This window comes from Sulfitobacter sp. 1A13353 (assembly GCF_043557255.1).
Lineage (GTDB): Bacteria > Pseudomonadota > Alphaproteobacteria > Rhodobacterales > Rhodobacteraceae > Sulfitobacter > Sulfitobacter faviae.
Window position 1 is genome coordinate 104,081 of sequence record NZ_JBIFFS010000007.1, and the last position, 14,577, is coordinate 118,657.

A 14,577-nucleotide genomic window follows, 5' to 3' on the forward strand; every position below is an offset into this window, starting at 1 on the left:
AGGAAACTGCCATGCACTGGTTTGTACTGGTGGCGTTATTCACAACGCCAGCGGACCTGTCTCCGCACGTTATCGACGGCTATGAGCCGCGAACCTTCGCCACCCTTGCCGACTGCGAAAAGACCCGCGCAGGCATGACCAAATTCCTAGATGAGCGGGTGACTAACCCCCGCATGAAATACAACGTGTTTTGCGTCCGCGTATCGGTTGACGGGTATCTTGAAGGCGTTGCCAACCTGCGCCGCAAGACGGGTGAGGCTTCCTGAGTGCCTACGCCGCCCCTCACAGACGCGCAATGCCTTGAAGCGATCCAAGCCAAGGCAGAGCATCACAACAGCAACACAGCGGCAGCAGCGGCGCTTGGCGTGAATATCAACACATTCCGGCATCGCGTGATGATCGGAAAGGCGAGGGGGCTGGACGTTGATCCCGCCATACGCGACAGCATGGAAGCGGCAGGCACAAAGATGGTGCCAAACCTCGCTTGGATTAAGACCAAATCCGAAGACGGGATCAGCTACAGCGTCCAGCTAAAGCCCAAGGCCGACGACGAGCCGGAAGACGTGCTAGAGCGCATCGCGGATAGGCTAGACAACATACGCCCCGCGCCCGCTATCAAGCGGCCCTCACAGACGCGCTCAGACGTGCGCAACTTCATCCCGACAAGTGACGTGCACCTATCAATGCGCGTGGGTGACTACGGCACCGCAGAATGCGTGGATAGGCTGAAATCCGGCACCTTTGACCTGCTGGAACGGCTTCCCCCGGCTGAGTGCACAATCATCGTAAACAACGGTGACTTCACCGAACAGAATGACCCGTCAAACCTCACCCCGCAGAGCAAGCACCCGCTGGCGGTAGACGCTGAGTATGACGACACCACAGACGTTGCGACAGAGGTTGAGGCGTGGCGTATTGAGCAGGCGCTAGAGCGCTCCGACCATGTGATCTACAAATCGCTGCGGGGGAACCATGACCCGCAGACCGCGCGTATCCTCAGAGCGGCGCTAAAGCAGCGATACCGCAATGAAGCGCGGGTAACGATTGATACCGATGGCATCGACGTGTTTGCCCATGCTTGGGCAGGCAATTTCATCGCCAGCCATCACGGCGACCTGAAAAAGAACCCAACCGAATTTGTCCTAGCCTTTGCCACGGCCTACCCCCAGCTATGGGCCAGCGCCGTGTTCCGCGAATTGTGGGTCGGCCACCTTCACCGCCTGAAAGAGCGGGCGATGGATGAAACCGGCATGACGTTCAATCAGGTTCGGGCGATTGCACCCCTAGGACGCCATGCGCGGGAAAACCTGTACAACAGCCCCTCCGAAATGATCGGCGTTGCCTATCGCAAGGGCGGCGGGCGGCTGTTGACGCTCAATCACGGCTTTTGGAATTAGGCTGTTATCGGCGGTTACAGGGGGATAGGGCTGTTATCGTCAAACATATCGTCATGCTCTGCCCATCGGCGACAAGTGTGGCAATCCGGGTCAAAGTCAGGGCAGCGCGGCCCCCATATCCGGCGGGTGTAAAGCCATGAAATAAAGCGGTCCATCACTCCCCCTCCCCAAGCGCGGCGCGGGCGGCGTCAGCACTATCAAGCGTGATGCCAAACTCCGCCTCTGTGTTCTCCATGTAGTTGAGGCAACCCCGCAGCGCCTTCTCTAGCGCGTCTATCCTGTCGGCGGCGTCACGCACCAGCGTAAGCGTGGGTCTGGCACCGTCCCCAAATTCCTCACAGGTGGCTTGCACGGCCCGCAGCCGCTCTTGTATCGGTAATGCGTTTGCATTGGTCATGGCTTGCTCCTTAGCTTGGCGAGAGTGGCGAAAAGCTGTTCCGTTTGCTCGCCTGTGAAGTCCGCAAATGTATCGTCTAGCCTATCGTCGCCGGGGCTAATCTGAGCGGTCACCATTTCCAGCGCCTTCACTGCCTCATCCAGCAGAGAATGGTGGACGTATTCCTCCCCGCCTTTGTGGCGAACAGTGTCAGCCCATTGCCCCAACTCAACAGCGCCCCACGTCTCGCTATGTGTCGCCCATATCCGCTCCGGTGCTGTCTCAGTCATGGGTGACTCCTGTGCTGGCCTGAAACCGCTTCCATGTGTACCACTGGCCTAGCATCGAACACATATTCTCGGCGTCCTGTTCGTTGTCTAAGATTGCTACGAAGTCTCCGCTGCAATAAACGATCCAAACTTCATCATCGTCTCGCATGTGTGCCGCCATGTCTCTATCCTTTCTGCGCTAAGGGGGTGGGGTTAGAGGTTTTGCCATAGAAGAAATAACCCGATAACAAGCAAGACCCCGAACGCCACAGCCCCGCCTGCGAGGGTGTAGGCAAGCCCGACGGCCCCGACGGTAATTGCTACCCAAGGGATCAGTATTGCTAGCTCAATGTTCATCGTCTCTCTCCTTTGTGTCGGCCCCGAGGGGGTTAGGGCTGGTTCCACGGCTTAGAAGGGTTGCCAGCGTCAGGCCCGTTCCAAGGTTTCGTCGGGTCGTTGCGGTCTGGGCCGTTCCAAGGTTTTGTTGGGTCGCCGTTCATCGTCTTCTCCATGTATGCGGGGGGCTAGTCGTCCTCGGAGTCGAACACTGGCTCAATCTTGCCGCCACTATCGCAACCCCTTGGGTCTTGTGTTCTAGCCGCTTCCGCGTGGTCGGGGGAAACCTTCCTGCGATAAACGCGGTGCGATGTGTACAGCGGCGAGGGCGCTTTCTTGCCTGCGCAAATAGTAGGACGCCAGCCAAACGGATCGTCCTCCTGAACCTCATCCCCTTCCATTATCGTTTCACCTTCTTCAAGTCGTCTGTATTTGTGGTCCCAAGCCATGCGCGTCTCCTAATATCCTGCCTGTAGGGGCGGGGCTTACGCCGCCGCCATTGTGTCATAAACCGCTTCTGTCAGGTCGCCCATGATGCTGCTGCTTTCCAGCGCCATGTGCGCCATTCTCACCTGACGCTGTGCGCCCTCAATCGCGAAAGACTGCGCTGCGGTTGTGGCTGCATCGTCGTTGCCGCCTTCCATCATTGCGATAAACGCCTCTTTGTCGCTGTCAGACATTGCGAGGATTGCGAGGGCTGCGGCTTGCTTGAGTTCGTTGGCGGTCATGTCATTCTCTCCCGTTTCTGTGTATAATTATTGATACACCATCCGGCATTGACAGTCAAGCGGGTTTCGTATAAAAAATAACACATGCAACGTAGAGAATATAGAGCGGCCCGCGTCCTAGCTGGCATTACCGATGAGCAGCTTGCAGAGGCGGCGGGATTGCCTGCGCCTACCTTGCGGGCATTCTTGGCAGGGCAGCGCGGATCGGATGAGACAAAGGCCAAGGTTGACGCGGCGCTGGCATTGTATGGCGTCAAGGTCGAGATAGGCCCGCGCGTTGTCACGTTGCGCCGTTCTAAGCCCCAATAGGAGAGAGACATGACACCTGTTGAATTCTTCCCGATCTACCTAGCGGGCATTGCAGCCGTATGGGTGGGGCTGGGCATCTGGTACGCGATTGATTGGAAGGAGGCGGGTTGGTGGGTTGGCTTTGCTATGCCCGGCTGTTTAGCTTGGCCCGTTCTGCTCCCCATGGGGGCGCTGTTCTTTGGCAGCTTGTTTGCAACAAAGTGGGCGCGAAAGCGTTTCCAATCTCCCCGCTAACCATCGGCAACCATAGCCCCGCGATGCATCCGGTTTCCCCGTAAGCTATTGGTCGCGGCAAACTTCGCGCAGACCTCTAGGGCGTTCCACATGCGGTATAAGTTTCACCGTTCGTTTTCGCTATGTCCTTTGAATTTTCAAACCTAAGCAACTGACGGGCAAGGAATAGTGATATAATTCTCAACCACCTCTATGGCGGCATGGATGAGCCTGAGTTGAAGATCATCGATGTATTCATTTGCAAACTTCGCAAAAAGCTGAGCCAAGCCACTGGCGGGGAGAGCTATATCGAGACGGTCTGGGGCCGCGGCTATGTGCTGCGCGATCCTGACCCGGTCGAGATGGATTTGGCCGCCAGCGCCTGATCCCCCTCGGCTCGGGCTCGAAATCATTCGCCCTGAAATCGCTAGACCTGCCCCTGATCGCCACCTATCTAAGCGACAGATGACAATATCGGGGGCAGATCGTGACATCCCAGATCGAGGTTGAAGCGCTGACCAAAGCGCAGGCAGAGACGGAATTGGCCCGGCTGGCCGAGGTGTTGAGCGCGGCGAACAGCGCCTATCATACGGAAGATGCGCCGGAAATTTCCGATGCGGAATATGACGCGCTCAAACGCCGCAATGCCGAGATCGAAGCGCGTTTCCCTGACCTAAAGCGCGCCGATAGCCCCTCCGAACAGGTCGGCGCGCCGGTCGCCGAAGGTTTTGGGAAGATACGCCATGCGGTGCCGATGCTCTCGCTCGCCAATGCTTTCGATGCCGAGGAAGTCACCGAATTCGACACGCGGATTCGCAAATACCTCGGCCTCGGCGCCGATGCGCCGCTGGCCTATACGGCCGAGCCCAAGATCGACGGGCTGTCGCTTTCTCTGCGCTACGAAAACGGCGTGCTGGTCCAGGCCGCCACCCGCGGCGATGGCGCTGTGGGCGAGAATGTCACCGCGAACGCCCGCACGATCCAAGACATCCCGCAAGAGCTCAAGAACGCGCCCGATCTGCTGGAGGTGCGCGGCGAGGTCTATATGAGCCACGCCGATTTCGCGGCCCTGAACGCGCGGCAGGCGGAAAGGGGCGGCAAGACTTTCGCCAACCCGCGCAATGCCGCCGCCGGATCGCTGCGCCAATTAGACCCCGAAATCACCCGCGCGCGGCCCCTGCGGTTCTTCGCCTATGCTTGGGGCGCGCTTTCGGCGCCCTTGGCCGACACCCAAAAAGGCGCCATTGACCGTTTGGCGGAACTGGGGTTCTCGACCAACCCTTTGACCGCGCTTTGCGAGGGGCCGGGCGATATGGTCGCCCATTATGAGACGATCGAGGCGCAGCGCGCCACGCTTGGCTATGATATCGACGGCGTGGTCTACAAGGTCGATGACCTTGCCCTGCAGGACCGGCTCGGCTTTCGCTCGACCACCCCGCGTTGGGCCGTGGCCCATAAATTTGCCGCCGAACTGGCATGGACCCGGCTTGAAAGCATCGACATTCAGGTCGGGCGCACCGGCGCATTGTCCCCCGTGGCGCGGTTGCAGCCGGTGACGGTGGGCGGTGTCGTCGTCTCCAACGCCACGCTGCACAATGAGGATTACATCAAAGGGCTCGACAGCAAGGGCGCCGAAATCCGCGGTGGCAAGGATGTGCGCGTCGGTGACTGGGTGCAGATTTACCGCGCGGGCGATGTGATCCCCAAAGTGGCCGATGTTGACCTGTCGAAACGCCCCGAGGATGCGGCGCCTTTCGTCTTTCCGACCGCCTGCCCGGAATGCGGATCGGATGCGATCCGCGAGCCGGGCGATGCGGTGCGGCGCTGCACGGGCGGGCTGATCTGCCCGGCCCAAGCCGTTGAAAAGCTGATCCATTTTGTGAGCCGCAAAGCCTTTGACATTGATGGCTTGGGGGCCAAACAGGTCGAACAGTTCTACCACGACGGCTGGATTGCAGAGCCTGCGGATATCTTCACCCTGAAAGAGCGTTACGGCAGCGGCGTGCAGCAGTTGAAGAACCGCGAAGGCTGGGGGCCGAAATCGGCCGAAAATCTGTTCCAAGCCATTGAAGATCGGCGTGAAATTCCCATGGCGCGGCTGATCTTTGCCCTCGGCATTCGCCATGTGGGCGAGGCGGCGTCGAACCTGATCGCGCTCCACTACGGCGATTGGCAGAGTTTCGAGGCCGCCATGGCCGAGGCCCGCGGGCTGGACGGCCCGGCGTGGGACGATCTGATCGGCGTCGATGGGGTGGGCAGCGTCATGGCAGGCTCGCTCGTGTCGGCCTTCGCGCAGGAGGCGGAGCGCGCCTCCATCGTCCGGTTGGTGGCCCATCTGACCGTGATTCCTGCCGAGCGGCCCGACACCGAAGGCAGCCCCGTGGCGGGCAAAACGGTCGTCTTCACCGGCACCTTGGAGAAGATGAGCCGTGCCGAGGCCAAGGCCCGGGCGGAGCGTTTGGGGGCCAAGGTTTCGGGCTCGGTCAGCGGCAAGACCGACATTCTGGTCGCGGGGCCGGGGGCGGGGTCCAAGGCCAAAAAGGCCGCCGAACTGGGGATCGAGACCTTGGATGAAGACGGCTGGCTGGCCCTGATCGACGGCCAATGAGCGGCAGACCGGAACAGCTTTTCCCGCTTTTCGCCGGGCTGGAAACGCTCGAAGGGGTGGGGCCTAAGACCGCGCAGGTGCTGGGGCAATTGGGCATCCAAGCGCCGCGCGATCTGATTTTTACCCTGCCGCATTCCGGCATCGACCGCCGTCTGCGCGACAGTGTGAAGGACGCGCATCTGCCCGCGACATTGACCGTCGCGGTCACCATCGGTGCGCATCGCCCGGCCCGCAACAAGGGCGGCGCCTATCGCATCATGGTCGAGGACGCGCAGACCAGTTTTCAACTGGTCTATTTCCACGCGCGGGGCGATTACTGGCAGCGCCAATTGCCCGAAGGCAGCCGCCGCAACGTCTCGGGCCGGGTGGAATTTTTCGACGGGATGGCGCAGATGGTCCACCCCGATTTCGCGGTGCCGGAGGATCAGGCCAGCAGCATTCCCGATTTTGAGCCAGTTTATCCGCTGACCTCCGGGTTGACGCAAAAGCTGATGTACAAGGCCACCCGCGGCGCGTTGAAACGGCTGCCCGTGGTCGCCGAATGGGCCGATCCGGGGCAGGTGGCGCAGGCCGGCTGGCCCGATTTCGCTGCCGCCGCAGAGGCCGCCCATGATCCGCGGAAGGCCGAGGATCTGACCGCCACCGCGCCCGCGCGCGAGCGGTTGGCCTATGACGAGCTTTTCGCCCATCAGGTGACCTTGGCGCTGGCGCGACAGAATGAACGGCGCAAGATGGGGCGGGCAAATCGGGGCGACGGGCGGCTGCAACAAAGGGTCCTGTCCTCCTTGCCCTATCGCCCCACAGGCGCGCAGCAGCGCGCGATCGAAGAGATCACCGCCGACATGGGCCGCGAGACCCGGATGAACCGGCTGTTGCAGGGCGATGTGGGGGCGGGCAAGACGCTGGTGGCTTTCATGGCGCTCTTGCGCGCGGTTGAGGCGGGGGGACAAGCGGTGCTGATGGCGCCGACGGAAATCCTTGCCCGTCAGCACCTTATGGGGCTTCAACCGCTGGCGGAGCAGGCGGGCGTTGTGCTGGAACTGCTCACCGGGCGCGACAAGGGGGGCGAGCGTCGGGCCAAGCTCGCGGCGCTGGAACGCGGCGATATCCAGATCCTCGTCGGCACCCACGCGGTCTTTCAGGCGGATGTCAGCTTTGCCGATCTGCGCCTCGCCGTGGTTGACGAACAGCACCGTTTCGGCGTGCGGCAGCGACTGGAACTGGGCCGTAAGGGGAAGCTTGCCGATGTGCTCGTGATGACCGCCACGCCGATCCCGCGCAGTCTGGCGCTGGCGCAATACGGCGATATGGATGTTTCGATTTTGGATGAAAAGCCCCCAGGGCGACAGCCCATTCGCACCGCGCTCGTCTCGACCGCACGGATGGATGAGGTCATCGACCGGATGCGCCATGCAATCAGCGAGGGGCGGCAATGCTACTGGGTGTGTCCGCTGGTCGAGGAAAGCGAAGTCAGTGATCTCACGGCGGCGGAGGACCGGTTTAAACGTCTGCGCGCCGCTCTGGGCGAGGGCGTCGTCGGGCTGGTCCACGGCCAGATGCCGCCCGCCGAGAAGGACGCCGCCATGCGCGCCTTCCAATCGGGGGAGACCAAGGTGCTGGTGGCCACGACAGTGATCGAAGTGGGTGTCGACGTGCCCAATGCAACAATCATGGTGGTGGAACGGGCAGAAATTTTCGGCCTCGCGCAGCTGCACCAGTTGCGGGGTCGCGTCGGGCGGGGCTCAGGCGCCTCGACCTGCCTTTTGATGTATCAAGCGCCGCTGAGTGAGACGGGCCGCCAGCGGCTTGAGGTGCTGCGCGAATCCGAGGACGGGTTTGTCATCGCCGAAACCGACCTGAAGATGCGCGGCACGGGGGATCTGATTGGCACGGCGCAGTCCGGCGTGCCGCGTTTCCGCGTGGCGGATTTGGAGCGGCAGGCGGGCCTGATGGCGGTGGCGCAATCGGATGCCCGCAAGCTTTTGGCCGATGACCCCAGCCTCGAAGGGCCACGCGGCAAGGCTGTGAGACTGCTTTTGTGGCTCATGCGGCAGGATGAGGCGATCCGTTTAATAACAGTGGGTTAGAGATCAGAACATCATTATGTTCGCGAATGTTCTCAAAAAGTTCTTTACTTGCGGGTGGAGAGATGAGAACAAAGGAGCAACACAGATAAGGAGGTACTGATGATGACTTACACTGCCCTAAAATCTATCGCCGTCAGATCACAGGCCACATTGCTGCAAGATGCAGCAGGGGCCGCCGCTTTGATCGTGATGCTGGTGGTGGGTCTGCATCTGCCCGCCTTTATCTGAGTTCTGCCAAGGCTCTCATGCCGTTTTGCCGCTGCATCCGTCCCAATTTGATGCTCCGACTTGCCTGTCCGCGTCGGGTTTCGGCAAAGTGGGTCCCACATGAGGCACGCCGACTGACGCCGCCATCCTTCGCAGGATGTGCGGCGTTTTTTTAGTTTTTCAGTGGGGAAAGCGGGCTGAGGTTGGCCGCGTTCAGCGTTCGCCCGCTTCGGCAGGTGCTTCGGCCTCTTGCATCGCTTCCGTCAATGCTTCGATGCTGAGCATGATGGAGGCATGGCGGTTTTTATAGGCCGTGGCGGGGGTCAGCACTTCGAAACCGTCGAAAGGGGCATCCGGCACCGGGCCTTCGCCTTTAAGCATGGCACGCAGTTGATCGCGTGCAGTTGTGATCTGCGCGAGCGATCTGCCGGGGGCGGCATCGCCCACCACGGCGGCGGCGGCTTGCCCCAGAGCGCAGGCTTTCACGTCCTGCTTCATCTCGGCCAGATGCCCATCCTCAACCCGCACATCGACCGTCACGGTGGAGCCGCAGAGCGGTGAGCGGCGTTTCACACTTGCCTGCGGGGCCTCCATGCGGCCCAAGTGGGGGATCTCGGCCGCGAGCGCGAGAATGCGCGCGGAGTAGAGCTTGATGAGGTCCGTCTCATCCGACATGGGCTGTTCCTTTTCGTGCTGAAACCCTACATAAGCGCCGCAGAGACAGATGCAAATATTTCCACGAGGTGCCCGATGACATTTGATCCTGCAAACCTTCAGTTTAACGAAGCGGGGTTGATCCCGGCCATCGCGCAGGACGCCGAGACCCATGAGGTGCTCATGCTGGCGTGGATGAATGCTGAGAGCATCGCGCGCAGCCTCGAGACCGGCAAGGTCACCTATTGGAGCCGTTCGCGGCAGGCGTTCTGGGTGAAGGGCGAAACCAGCGGCAATGTGCAAAAGCTGGTCGAGATGCGCGTCGATTGTGACCGGGACTGCCTGTTGGTGATGGTGGATCAGACCGGGCCGGCCTGTCATACCGGGCGGCGGAGCTGCTTTTACACGGGCATTCAGGACGGTGAAGAGGTCGAACTGATGAAGCCGATGGATTAAGACCGTGCGCTAAAGCCCGACGGTTTCACGAATTTCGTCGGGCGTGGCGCCGTTCTCGCGATAGAGCGCGATGGCGCGGGCGTCATCACGTTTGGCCAGTCGTTTGCCGCTGTCATCGCGGATCAGGCGGTGGTGGTGATAGAGCGGCGTCGGCAGATCGAGCAATGCCTGTAGCACCACATGAATGTAGGTCGCCTCAAACAGATCGGCCCCGCGCGGGACCAGCGTCACCCCCTGCGCGGCGTCGTCGAGCACGACCGAAAGGTGATAGGACGTGCCCATGTCGCGGCGGGCCAAGACCACATCCCCGACCGTGTCGATCAACTGATCGGGGGAAAGGGTGATCTTTCCGGTTTCGGCATTCGGGCCCTGGCCGTTTTCGGTGAAGCTTAGCTTGGTATTGCCAAGGGTTTCCAGTGCCTTACGCATATCAAGGCGCAGCGCGCCGGAGCTCTTGGGGTGGCCTGCCGTGCGGCAGGTGCCGGGGTAGATGAGGCCATCGGGGCCGTAGACGGGTTCTGCTCCCTCTTGCGGCGCGCTGGTGGCAGCGGCAATGTCGCGGCGGTTGCAGGTGCAGGCATAGAGCAGACCGCGCGACCAGAGGGCATCTAGGGCGGCTTGATAGGCCGCCATTCGATCCGATTGCCGCATGACGGGTTGCGGCCAGTCGATGCCCAGCCATGCGAGGTCTTCGTAGATCTGCGCCTCCCAATGCGCACGCGCGCGGGATTGGTCTATGTCTTCGATCCGCAGCAGAAAATCGCCCCCTGCCGCCGTTGCCAGATCATGGGCCAAGAGTGCGGAATAGGCGTGGCCGAGGTGCAGTGGACCGGTCGGGGATGGCGCGAATCTGATGGTGAGAGTCAATTCTTTTCAATCAGATATACGGTAGACTTCATGTCGATCCCGGGCAGGTGCGGCCCTTCCTCGGCAAAGAGAAGGATCGCCGCGCCGCAATCGGTCCATTCGTGGATCATGCCCAAAGCACCGCGATCTTCCAGCGCCTTTTCATTTAGTGAAAATAGGAGCTTACCGCCCTTTTCTAACCCATGCATGAGCGTATCGAAGAGGGTGATCGGAGCCGCACCGGGGCCGATCACACCGATGGCGCTGATCGCTGCATAAGTTCCGGGCGCAAAGGGAAGCGGCGCGTCAACTTCGAGTTCTAATAGGTTGCGGTAAATGCCTTTTTTGCGCGCTTGCTCCAGCATGGCAGCGGATACATCACCGCCGTCGATGGTGCTGAAACCCGCCTGTTTCAGCGCCGCGCCGGACAGCCCGGTGCCGCAGCCGATGTCGAAGATCGGCTGCTCTTTGTCGTCGAGGAATTCTGCGAGCGTGGCAGCGGCGCGGTCGGGCGTGGCATAGCCTTGCGCCTTGATGTCCTCGTCATAGCTGCTTGCCCATTCGTCATAGAGGCTGCGGATCACATTGGTGTCCCGCGCCGCATAGGCCTTGTCGAAAAAATGCTGTGTCATGCCCCTAGGATATGGGGGATGGGCGGGAGGATCCAGTGTTAACCCCTGTGGCGTTAACCTTGATTAAGCCATGTTTGCCAATCGGCCTTCGCGCGGTCGGTATAGGCTTTGTAGCGGTCCTTGCGGCCACGGCGGCCCGATTTCAGCCCTTCGACCGGGGGGAAGAGGCCGAAGTTCACGTTCATCGGTTGGAAGGTTTTTGCCTCGGCCCCGCCGGTGATATGGGTGATCAGCGCGCCCATGGCGGTGCTGTCGGGCGGGGTGGGCAGGCTGCCGCCCTTGATTTCAGCGGCGGCCATGCGGCCCGCCAGCAGGCCCATGGCGGCGCTTTCCACATAGCCTTCGACACCGGTGATCTGACCCGCAAAGCGAATATTGTCGCGGCTGCGCAGGCGCATCTGGTCGTCGAGCAGTGTCGGCGAGTTGATGAAGGAGTTCCGGTGGATGCCGCCCAAACGGGCGAAGCGCGCGTTTTCCAGCCCCGGAATGCGTTTGAAAACATCTGTTTGCGCGCCGTACTTCATCTTGGTCTGGAAGCCGACGATATTGTACAGCGTGCCCAGTTTATTGTCGCGGCGCAATTGCACCACGGCATGGGCCTTGACCTTGGGCTGGTGCGGATTGGTCAGCCCCACGGGTTTCATCGGGCCGTGGCGCAGGGTTTCGCGGCCCCGTTCGGCCATCACTTCGATGGGCAGGCAGCCGTCAAAATAGCCTGCGGTTTCGCCCTCGCGGAACTCGGTCTTTTCGGCGGCCAAAAGCGCGTCGATGAAATCCTCGTATTGCTCCTTGTCCATCGGGCAGTTGAGGTAGGCGGTGCGCTCTTCCTCGGTCTCGCCCTTGTCATAGCGCGACTGCATCCAAGCTTTGGACATGTCGATGCTGTCGAAATAGACGATCGGCGCGATGGCGTCGAAAAAGGCCAGCGCCTCGGCGCCGGTTTCAGCCGCGATGGCTTCGGCGAGCTTGCCCGAGGTCAGCGGACCGGTCGCGATGATCCATTTGCCGTCGCGCGGCAGTTCGGTGATCTCGCCATATTCGACGGTGATGTTGGGGTGGGCGAGCAGCGTGTCTGTCACGCTCTGCGCGAAGGGGTCGCGGTCCACCGCCAATGCGCCGCCTGCGGGCAGGCGGTTTTTGTCGGCGCAGGCCATGATCAGCCCGTTGGCGGCACGCATTTCCCAATGCAGCAGGCCGACGGCGTTCTGTTCGTCATCATCCGAGCGGAAGGAGTTGGAGCACACCATCTCGCCCAGAAGCCCGGTTTGGTGGGCGAAGGTTTCGACCTTGGGCCGCATCTCGTGGATCACGACCTTCACGCCCGCGTTCGCCGCTTGCCAAGCCGCCTCTGATCCGGCCATGCCGCCGCCGATGATGTGCAATGTATCTGTCATGGGGGCGATGTAGGGCAGGGCAGCGCCGCACGCAACAGGCAAGAAGGGGCGATGAGGCTGCGGGAGAGGAATGGTTTTGGGGTCGCCGCGGCGGGAATGGTCGGTCAGTGAGAGGCTGACCCGGAGGGACCTTCCGCCTGTGGCGACCCAAAATCATCAGGGTTTCTATGCCCTAACATAACTATGCCGTGATTTCGCCAGATTTGCCAGCCCCAGCGTGGCAACAAAGGCTGGCGGTTTTGGAAACAATCATTGGGGCCAATCGGGTCGGCGTTTTTCCAAGAAGGCGTCGATGCCCTCGCGTGTTTCTGCCTCGAGCATGTTGCGGACCATGACCTCGCCCGTGAAGGCGTAGGCTTGTTCGCTGGCCATCTGCATTTGTTGGTAGAAGGCGCCTTTGCCATGGGCGACGGCGGTGCCGAGTTTGGCGGCGATCTTCTCGGCCAGTGCCTCGGTTTCTTGGGTCAGTTGGTCCCCCGGCACGGCGCGGTTGATCAGGCCCAGTTCAGCAGCGCGAGGGGCAGAGATGAACTCACCGGTGGTGAGCATCTCAAACGCCTGTTTGCGCGGGATGTTGCGGGTCAGGGCGACCATGGGGGTCGAACAGAAAAGGCCGATGTTCACGCCGTTGACGCCAAAGCGGCAGTCATCCGCGGCGATGGCCAGATCGCAGGTGGCGACCAATTGGCAGCCCGCTGCGGTGGCGATGCCATGCACTTGGGCGATGACGGGCTGCGGCAGGCTTTGGATGCGGGCCATCAGGGCGGCGCAGCGGTCGAAAAGGTCTTTGAAGCCCGCCGCTCCCCCGTCTTCGGCTTGGCGCATGGCGGTCATTTGGCGCAGGTCGTGGCCCGCGCAGAAGGCTTTGCCGGCGCCGGAAAGGACGATGACCCGCGTGGCGCGGTCTTGGGCCAATTGGTCGAAGCGCGCGTGCAGGGCGGCCAGCATTTCGTCCGACAGGGCGTTCAGCCGTTCGGGGGCGTTCATGCGCAGGTGGGTCACCGGCCCGCGTGCCGTAACGTCAAGAATTGCCACCTTGCCCTCCCCGGTTGATCACGCCAACGTTACGCCGAGGACAGCAGGGAGGACAAGTATGGCCGTGGTGATGGATGCGGAGGCGTTGGAGGCCTTCATGCGGGAGGTGTTCGATCAGGTGGCGGATGATTTCGCCGTGGATCATGTGGCCGAGAACGAGATCACCATGCGCCTGTTGACCAGCCGTCGCCATCTGCGGCCCGGAGGGACTGTTTCCGGCCCGTCGATGTTCGCGCTGGCGGATGTCTCGGCCTATCTGGTGACGCTGGCGATGATCGGGCCCAAGGCGCTGGCGGTGACGACGAATTGCTCGATTGATTTCATGCGCAAACCGCTGGCGGATGTGCCGCTGGTGGCCCATGCCAAGCTGCTGAAGCTGGGGCGGCAGCTGTCGGTGACGGATGTGTTGATCTATTCCGAAGGGTCGGACAGGCCGGTCGCGCGGGCCGGGCTGACCTATGCGATTCCGCCAGCGTCGATGGGGTGAGGGGCAGAGTTTAGGGCCAGCGCCTGACCGTGGGGTGGCGATTGCGACGCCGGTCCATGCCACTTTATGGCGCAGCCGTGATGCGCCTTCTCGCAAATGCGCCCAGCCTCACCAAATCGCCAGCCCGCCGGGGCGGGCAGGCGATGGCCCGGCGCCTGCGGCTTGAGACCGGGCCGAGGAATTCTCAAAGGCCACAAAAAAGGGCCGGGAAAACCCGGCCCGAGGAAGAGGTCTGGCAGTCGCCACAGGGAAGCTACGCCTGCCAGAACACGCGGGAAGCCTCGGCCGAGGCTTGTTCCGGTGTAAGTCCCGCATCTTCAAGCTCCCACGGTTCAAGCGCGGCAAGCGCGATCCGGGTGCGTCGGCGGGCCGCCCATGTGGTCACGACCGCCGCAAAGCGCAGCGCAATCACCGCAGGGACCGGCAGGGCGCGGTATGTCGTCAATGTCATTGCATCAGCGGTAAGGGGGCGTGCCTGTGTCATGGGGGAACTCCTTGAAATTGTATCGGCAAAATTGTATTGACACAAAGTGTAGAATGTCT

General features: G+C 61.5%; 19 protein-coding genes and 1 pseudogene. 9 read left to right on the top strand and 11 right to left on the bottom strand.

Annotation, left to right across the window (positions count from 1 at the left end):
• Window positions 1-11 precede the first annotated feature (11 nt).
• Window positions 12-266: a hypothetical protein gene (locus tag ACGYLO_RS16680; RefSeq protein ID WP_394376937.1), complete on the top strand. Its 255-nt coding sequence runs from the start codon at window positions 12-14 to the stop codon at window positions 264-266.
• Window positions 267-1,397: a hypothetical protein gene (locus ACGYLO_RS16685; RefSeq protein ID WP_394376938.1), complete on the top strand. Its 1,131-nt coding sequence runs from the start codon at window positions 267-269 to the stop codon at window positions 1,395-1,397.
• Window positions 1,398-1,551: 154 nt separating this feature from the next.
• On the opposite strand, the gene ACGYLO_RS16690 is transcribed toward ACGYLO_RS16685, so the two are convergent.
• The 5 genes from ACGYLO_RS16690 to ACGYLO_RS16710 all read right to left on the bottom strand — a co-directional run bounded on the left by ACGYLO_RS16690 (window position 1,552) and on the right by ACGYLO_RS16710 (window position 3,106).
• The gene (locus tag ACGYLO_RS16690; RefSeq protein WP_394376939.1) at window positions 1,552-1,794 is read right to left on the bottom strand and encodes a hypothetical protein; all 243 of its coding nucleotides are present in this window, start codon (window positions 1,792-1,794) and stop codon (window positions 1,552-1,554) included.
• Window positions 1,791-2,063 carry a hypothetical protein gene (locus tag ACGYLO_RS16695; RefSeq protein WP_394376940.1) on the bottom strand — a complete coding sequence of 91 codons (273 nt, stop codon included), beginning with the start codon at window positions 2,061-2,063 and terminating at the stop codon, window positions 1,791-1,793. The genes ACGYLO_RS16690 and ACGYLO_RS16695 overlap by 4 nt, the downstream gene beginning before the upstream one ends.
• Before the next feature lie 192 nt (window positions 2,064-2,255).
• Window positions 2,256-2,399, bottom strand: coding sequence for a hypothetical protein (locus ACGYLO_RS16700; protein ID WP_394376941.1), 144 nt, complete (start codon window positions 2,397-2,399; stop codon window positions 2,256-2,258).
• Window positions 2,400-2,566: 167 nt separating this feature from the next.
• Window positions 2,567-2,827, bottom strand: a complete 261-nt coding sequence (locus tag ACGYLO_RS16705; protein WP_394376942.1) for a hypothetical protein — start codon at window positions 2,825-2,827, stop codon at window positions 2,567-2,569.
• Window positions 2,828-2,863: 36 nt separating this feature from the next.
• On the bottom strand, window positions 2,864-3,106 hold the full coding sequence (locus tag ACGYLO_RS16710) for a hypothetical protein (protein ID WP_394376943.1): 243 nt from the start codon (window positions 3,104-3,106) through the stop codon (window positions 2,864-2,866).
• Window positions 3,107-3,424: 318 nt separating this feature from the next.
• Between ACGYLO_RS16710 and ACGYLO_RS16715 the strand changes: the two genes are divergently transcribed.
• From ACGYLO_RS16715 to ACGYLO_RS16735, 5 genes and pseudogenes are all read left to right on the top strand, one after another.
• A complete protein-coding gene (locus ACGYLO_RS16715; protein ID WP_394376944.1) occupies window positions 3,425-3,649 on the top strand; it encodes a hypothetical protein in 225 nt (74 codons plus the stop codon).
• Between the two features lie 170 nt (window positions 3,650-3,819).
• A pseudogene (locus ACGYLO_RS16720) lies at window positions 3,820-4,014 on the top strand (helix-turn-helix domain-containing protein); the annotation flags it as partial.
• A gap of 101 nt (window positions 4,015-4,115) precedes the next feature.
• Window positions 4,116-6,236, top strand: a complete 2,121-nt coding sequence (gene ligA, locus ACGYLO_RS16725) for an NAD-dependent DNA ligase LigA (protein ID WP_271687448.1) — start codon at window positions 4,116-4,118, stop codon at window positions 6,234-6,236.
• Entirely contained in the window at window positions 6,233-8,323 is a 2,091-nt protein-coding gene (gene recG / locus ACGYLO_RS16730) for an ATP-dependent DNA helicase RecG (protein WP_271687446.1), read from the top strand. The genes ligA and recG overlap by 4 nt, the downstream gene beginning before the upstream one ends.
• 99 nt (window positions 8,324-8,422) lie before the next feature.
• Complete coding sequence (locus tag ACGYLO_RS16735) at window positions 8,423-8,551, top strand: hypothetical protein (protein ID WP_269451604.1); 129 nt, start codon at window positions 8,423-8,425, stop codon at window positions 8,549-8,551.
• A 192-nt stretch (window positions 8,552-8,743) separates the two neighbouring features.
• On the opposite strand, the gene ACGYLO_RS16740 is transcribed toward ACGYLO_RS16735, so the two are convergent.
• Entirely contained in the window at window positions 8,744-9,205 is a 462-nt protein-coding gene (locus tag ACGYLO_RS16740; RefSeq protein ID WP_271687444.1) for an iron-sulfur cluster assembly scaffold protein, read from the bottom strand.
• A 75-nt stretch (window positions 9,206-9,280) separates the two neighbouring features.
• Here ACGYLO_RS16740 and hisI point away from each other — a divergent pair, with 75 nt between their 5' ends.
• Window positions 9,281-9,640 carry a phosphoribosyl-AMP cyclohydrolase gene (gene hisI, locus ACGYLO_RS16745; protein WP_271687442.1) on the top strand — a complete coding sequence of 120 codons (360 nt, stop codon included), beginning with the start codon at window positions 9,281-9,283 and terminating at the stop codon, window positions 9,638-9,640.
• Between the two features lie 9 nt (window positions 9,641-9,649).
• Here the strand turns inward: hisI and gluQRS are convergent, their stop codons facing one another.
• The 4 genes from gluQRS to ACGYLO_RS16765 form a co-directional block, all read right to left on the bottom strand.
• Window positions 9,650-10,507 carry a tRNA glutamyl-Q(34) synthetase GluQRS gene (gene gluQRS, locus ACGYLO_RS16750; protein WP_394376945.1) on the bottom strand — a complete coding sequence of 286 codons (858 nt, stop codon included), beginning with the start codon at window positions 10,505-10,507 and terminating at the stop codon, window positions 9,650-9,652.
• Window positions 10,504-11,118 (bottom strand): class I SAM-dependent methyltransferase, encoded by a 615-nt coding sequence (locus tag ACGYLO_RS16755; protein WP_271687438.1) that lies wholly within the window; start codon window positions 11,116-11,118, stop codon window positions 10,504-10,506. Before ACGYLO_RS16755 ends, gluQRS begins: the two co-directional genes overlap by 4 nt.
• Window positions 11,119-11,171: 53 nt before the next feature.
• Entirely contained in the window at window positions 11,172-12,512 is a 1,341-nt protein-coding gene (gene trmFO / locus ACGYLO_RS16760; protein WP_271687437.1) for a methylenetetrahydrofolate--tRNA-(uracil(54)-C(5))-methyltransferase (FADH(2)-oxidizing) TrmFO, read from the bottom strand.
• A 249-nt stretch (window positions 12,513-12,761) separates the two neighbouring features.
• Window positions 12,762-13,547: an enoyl-CoA hydratase gene (locus ACGYLO_RS16765; protein WP_271687436.1), complete on the bottom strand. Its 786-nt coding sequence runs from the start codon at window positions 13,545-13,547 to the stop codon at window positions 12,762-12,764.
• Window positions 13,548-13,605: 58 nt separating this feature from the next.
• Here ACGYLO_RS16765 and ACGYLO_RS16770 point away from each other — a divergent pair, with 58 nt between their 5' ends.
• A complete protein-coding gene (locus tag ACGYLO_RS16770) occupies window positions 13,606-14,034 on the top strand; it encodes a PaaI family thioesterase (RefSeq protein WP_271687434.1) in 429 nt (142 codons plus the stop codon).
• 253 nt (window positions 14,035-14,287) lie between these two features.
• On the opposite strand, the gene ACGYLO_RS16775 is transcribed toward ACGYLO_RS16770, so the two are convergent.
• The gene (locus tag ACGYLO_RS16775; protein WP_271687433.1) at window positions 14,288-14,518 is read right to left on the bottom strand and encodes a DUF1127 domain-containing protein; all 231 of its coding nucleotides are present in this window, start codon (window positions 14,516-14,518) and stop codon (window positions 14,288-14,290) included.
• Window positions 14,519-14,577: the final 59 nt, after the last annotated feature.

Excerpts from the sequence above, each read along its gene's own strand:
- ACGYLO_RS16680 (WP_394376937.1), top strand. The coding sequence starts at position 12 with ATGCACTGGTTTGTACTGGTGGCGTTATTCACAACGCCAGCGGACCTG.
- ACGYLO_RS16690 (WP_394376939.1), bottom strand. The coding sequence starts at position 1,794 with ATGACCAATGCAAACGCATTACCGATACAAGAGCGGCTGCGGGCCGTG.
- ACGYLO_RS16695 (WP_394376940.1), bottom strand. The coding sequence starts at position 2,063 with ATGACTGAGACAGCACCGGAGCGGATATGGGCGACACATAGCGAGACG.
- ACGYLO_RS16700 (WP_394376941.1), bottom strand. The coding sequence starts at position 2,399 with ATGAACATTGAGCTAGCAATACTGATCCCTTGGGTAGCAATTACCGTC.
- ACGYLO_RS16705 (WP_394376942.1), bottom strand. The coding sequence starts at position 2,827 with ATGGCTTGGGACCACAAATACAGACGACTTGAAGAAGGTGAAACGATA.
- ACGYLO_RS16710 (WP_394376943.1), bottom strand. The coding sequence starts at position 3,106 with ATGACCGCCAACGAACTCAAGCAAGCCGCAGCCCTCGCAATCCTCGCA.
- ACGYLO_RS16715 (WP_394376944.1), top strand. The coding sequence starts at position 3,425 with ATGACACCTGTTGAATTCTTCCCGATCTACCTAGCGGGCATTGCAGCC.
- recG (WP_271687446.1), top strand. The coding sequence starts at position 6,233 with ATGAGCGGCAGACCGGAACAGCTTTTCCCGCTTTTCGCCGGGCTGGAA.
- ACGYLO_RS16735 (WP_269451604.1), top strand. The coding sequence starts at position 8,423 with ATGATGACTTACACTGCCCTAAAATCTATCGCCGTCAGATCACAGGCC.
- ACGYLO_RS16740 (WP_271687444.1), bottom strand. The coding sequence starts at position 9,205 with ATGTCGGATGAGACGGACCTCATCAAGCTCTACTCCGCGCGCATTCTC.
- hisI (WP_271687442.1), top strand. The coding sequence starts at position 9,281 with ATGACATTTGATCCTGCAAACCTTCAGTTTAACGAAGCGGGGTTGATC.
- ACGYLO_RS16755 (WP_271687438.1), bottom strand. The coding sequence starts at position 11,118 with ATGACACAGCATTTTTTCGACAAGGCCTATGCGGCGCGGGACACCAAT.
- trmFO (WP_271687437.1), bottom strand. The coding sequence starts at position 12,512 with ATGACAGATACATTGCACATCATCGGCGGCGGCATGGCCGGATCAGAG.
- ACGYLO_RS16770 (WP_271687434.1), top strand. The coding sequence starts at position 13,606 with ATGGCCGTGGTGATGGATGCGGAGGCGTTGGAGGCCTTCATGCGGGAG.
- ACGYLO_RS16775 (WP_271687433.1), bottom strand. The coding sequence starts at position 14,518 with ATGACACAGGCACGCCCCCTTACCGCTGATGCAATGACATTGACGACA.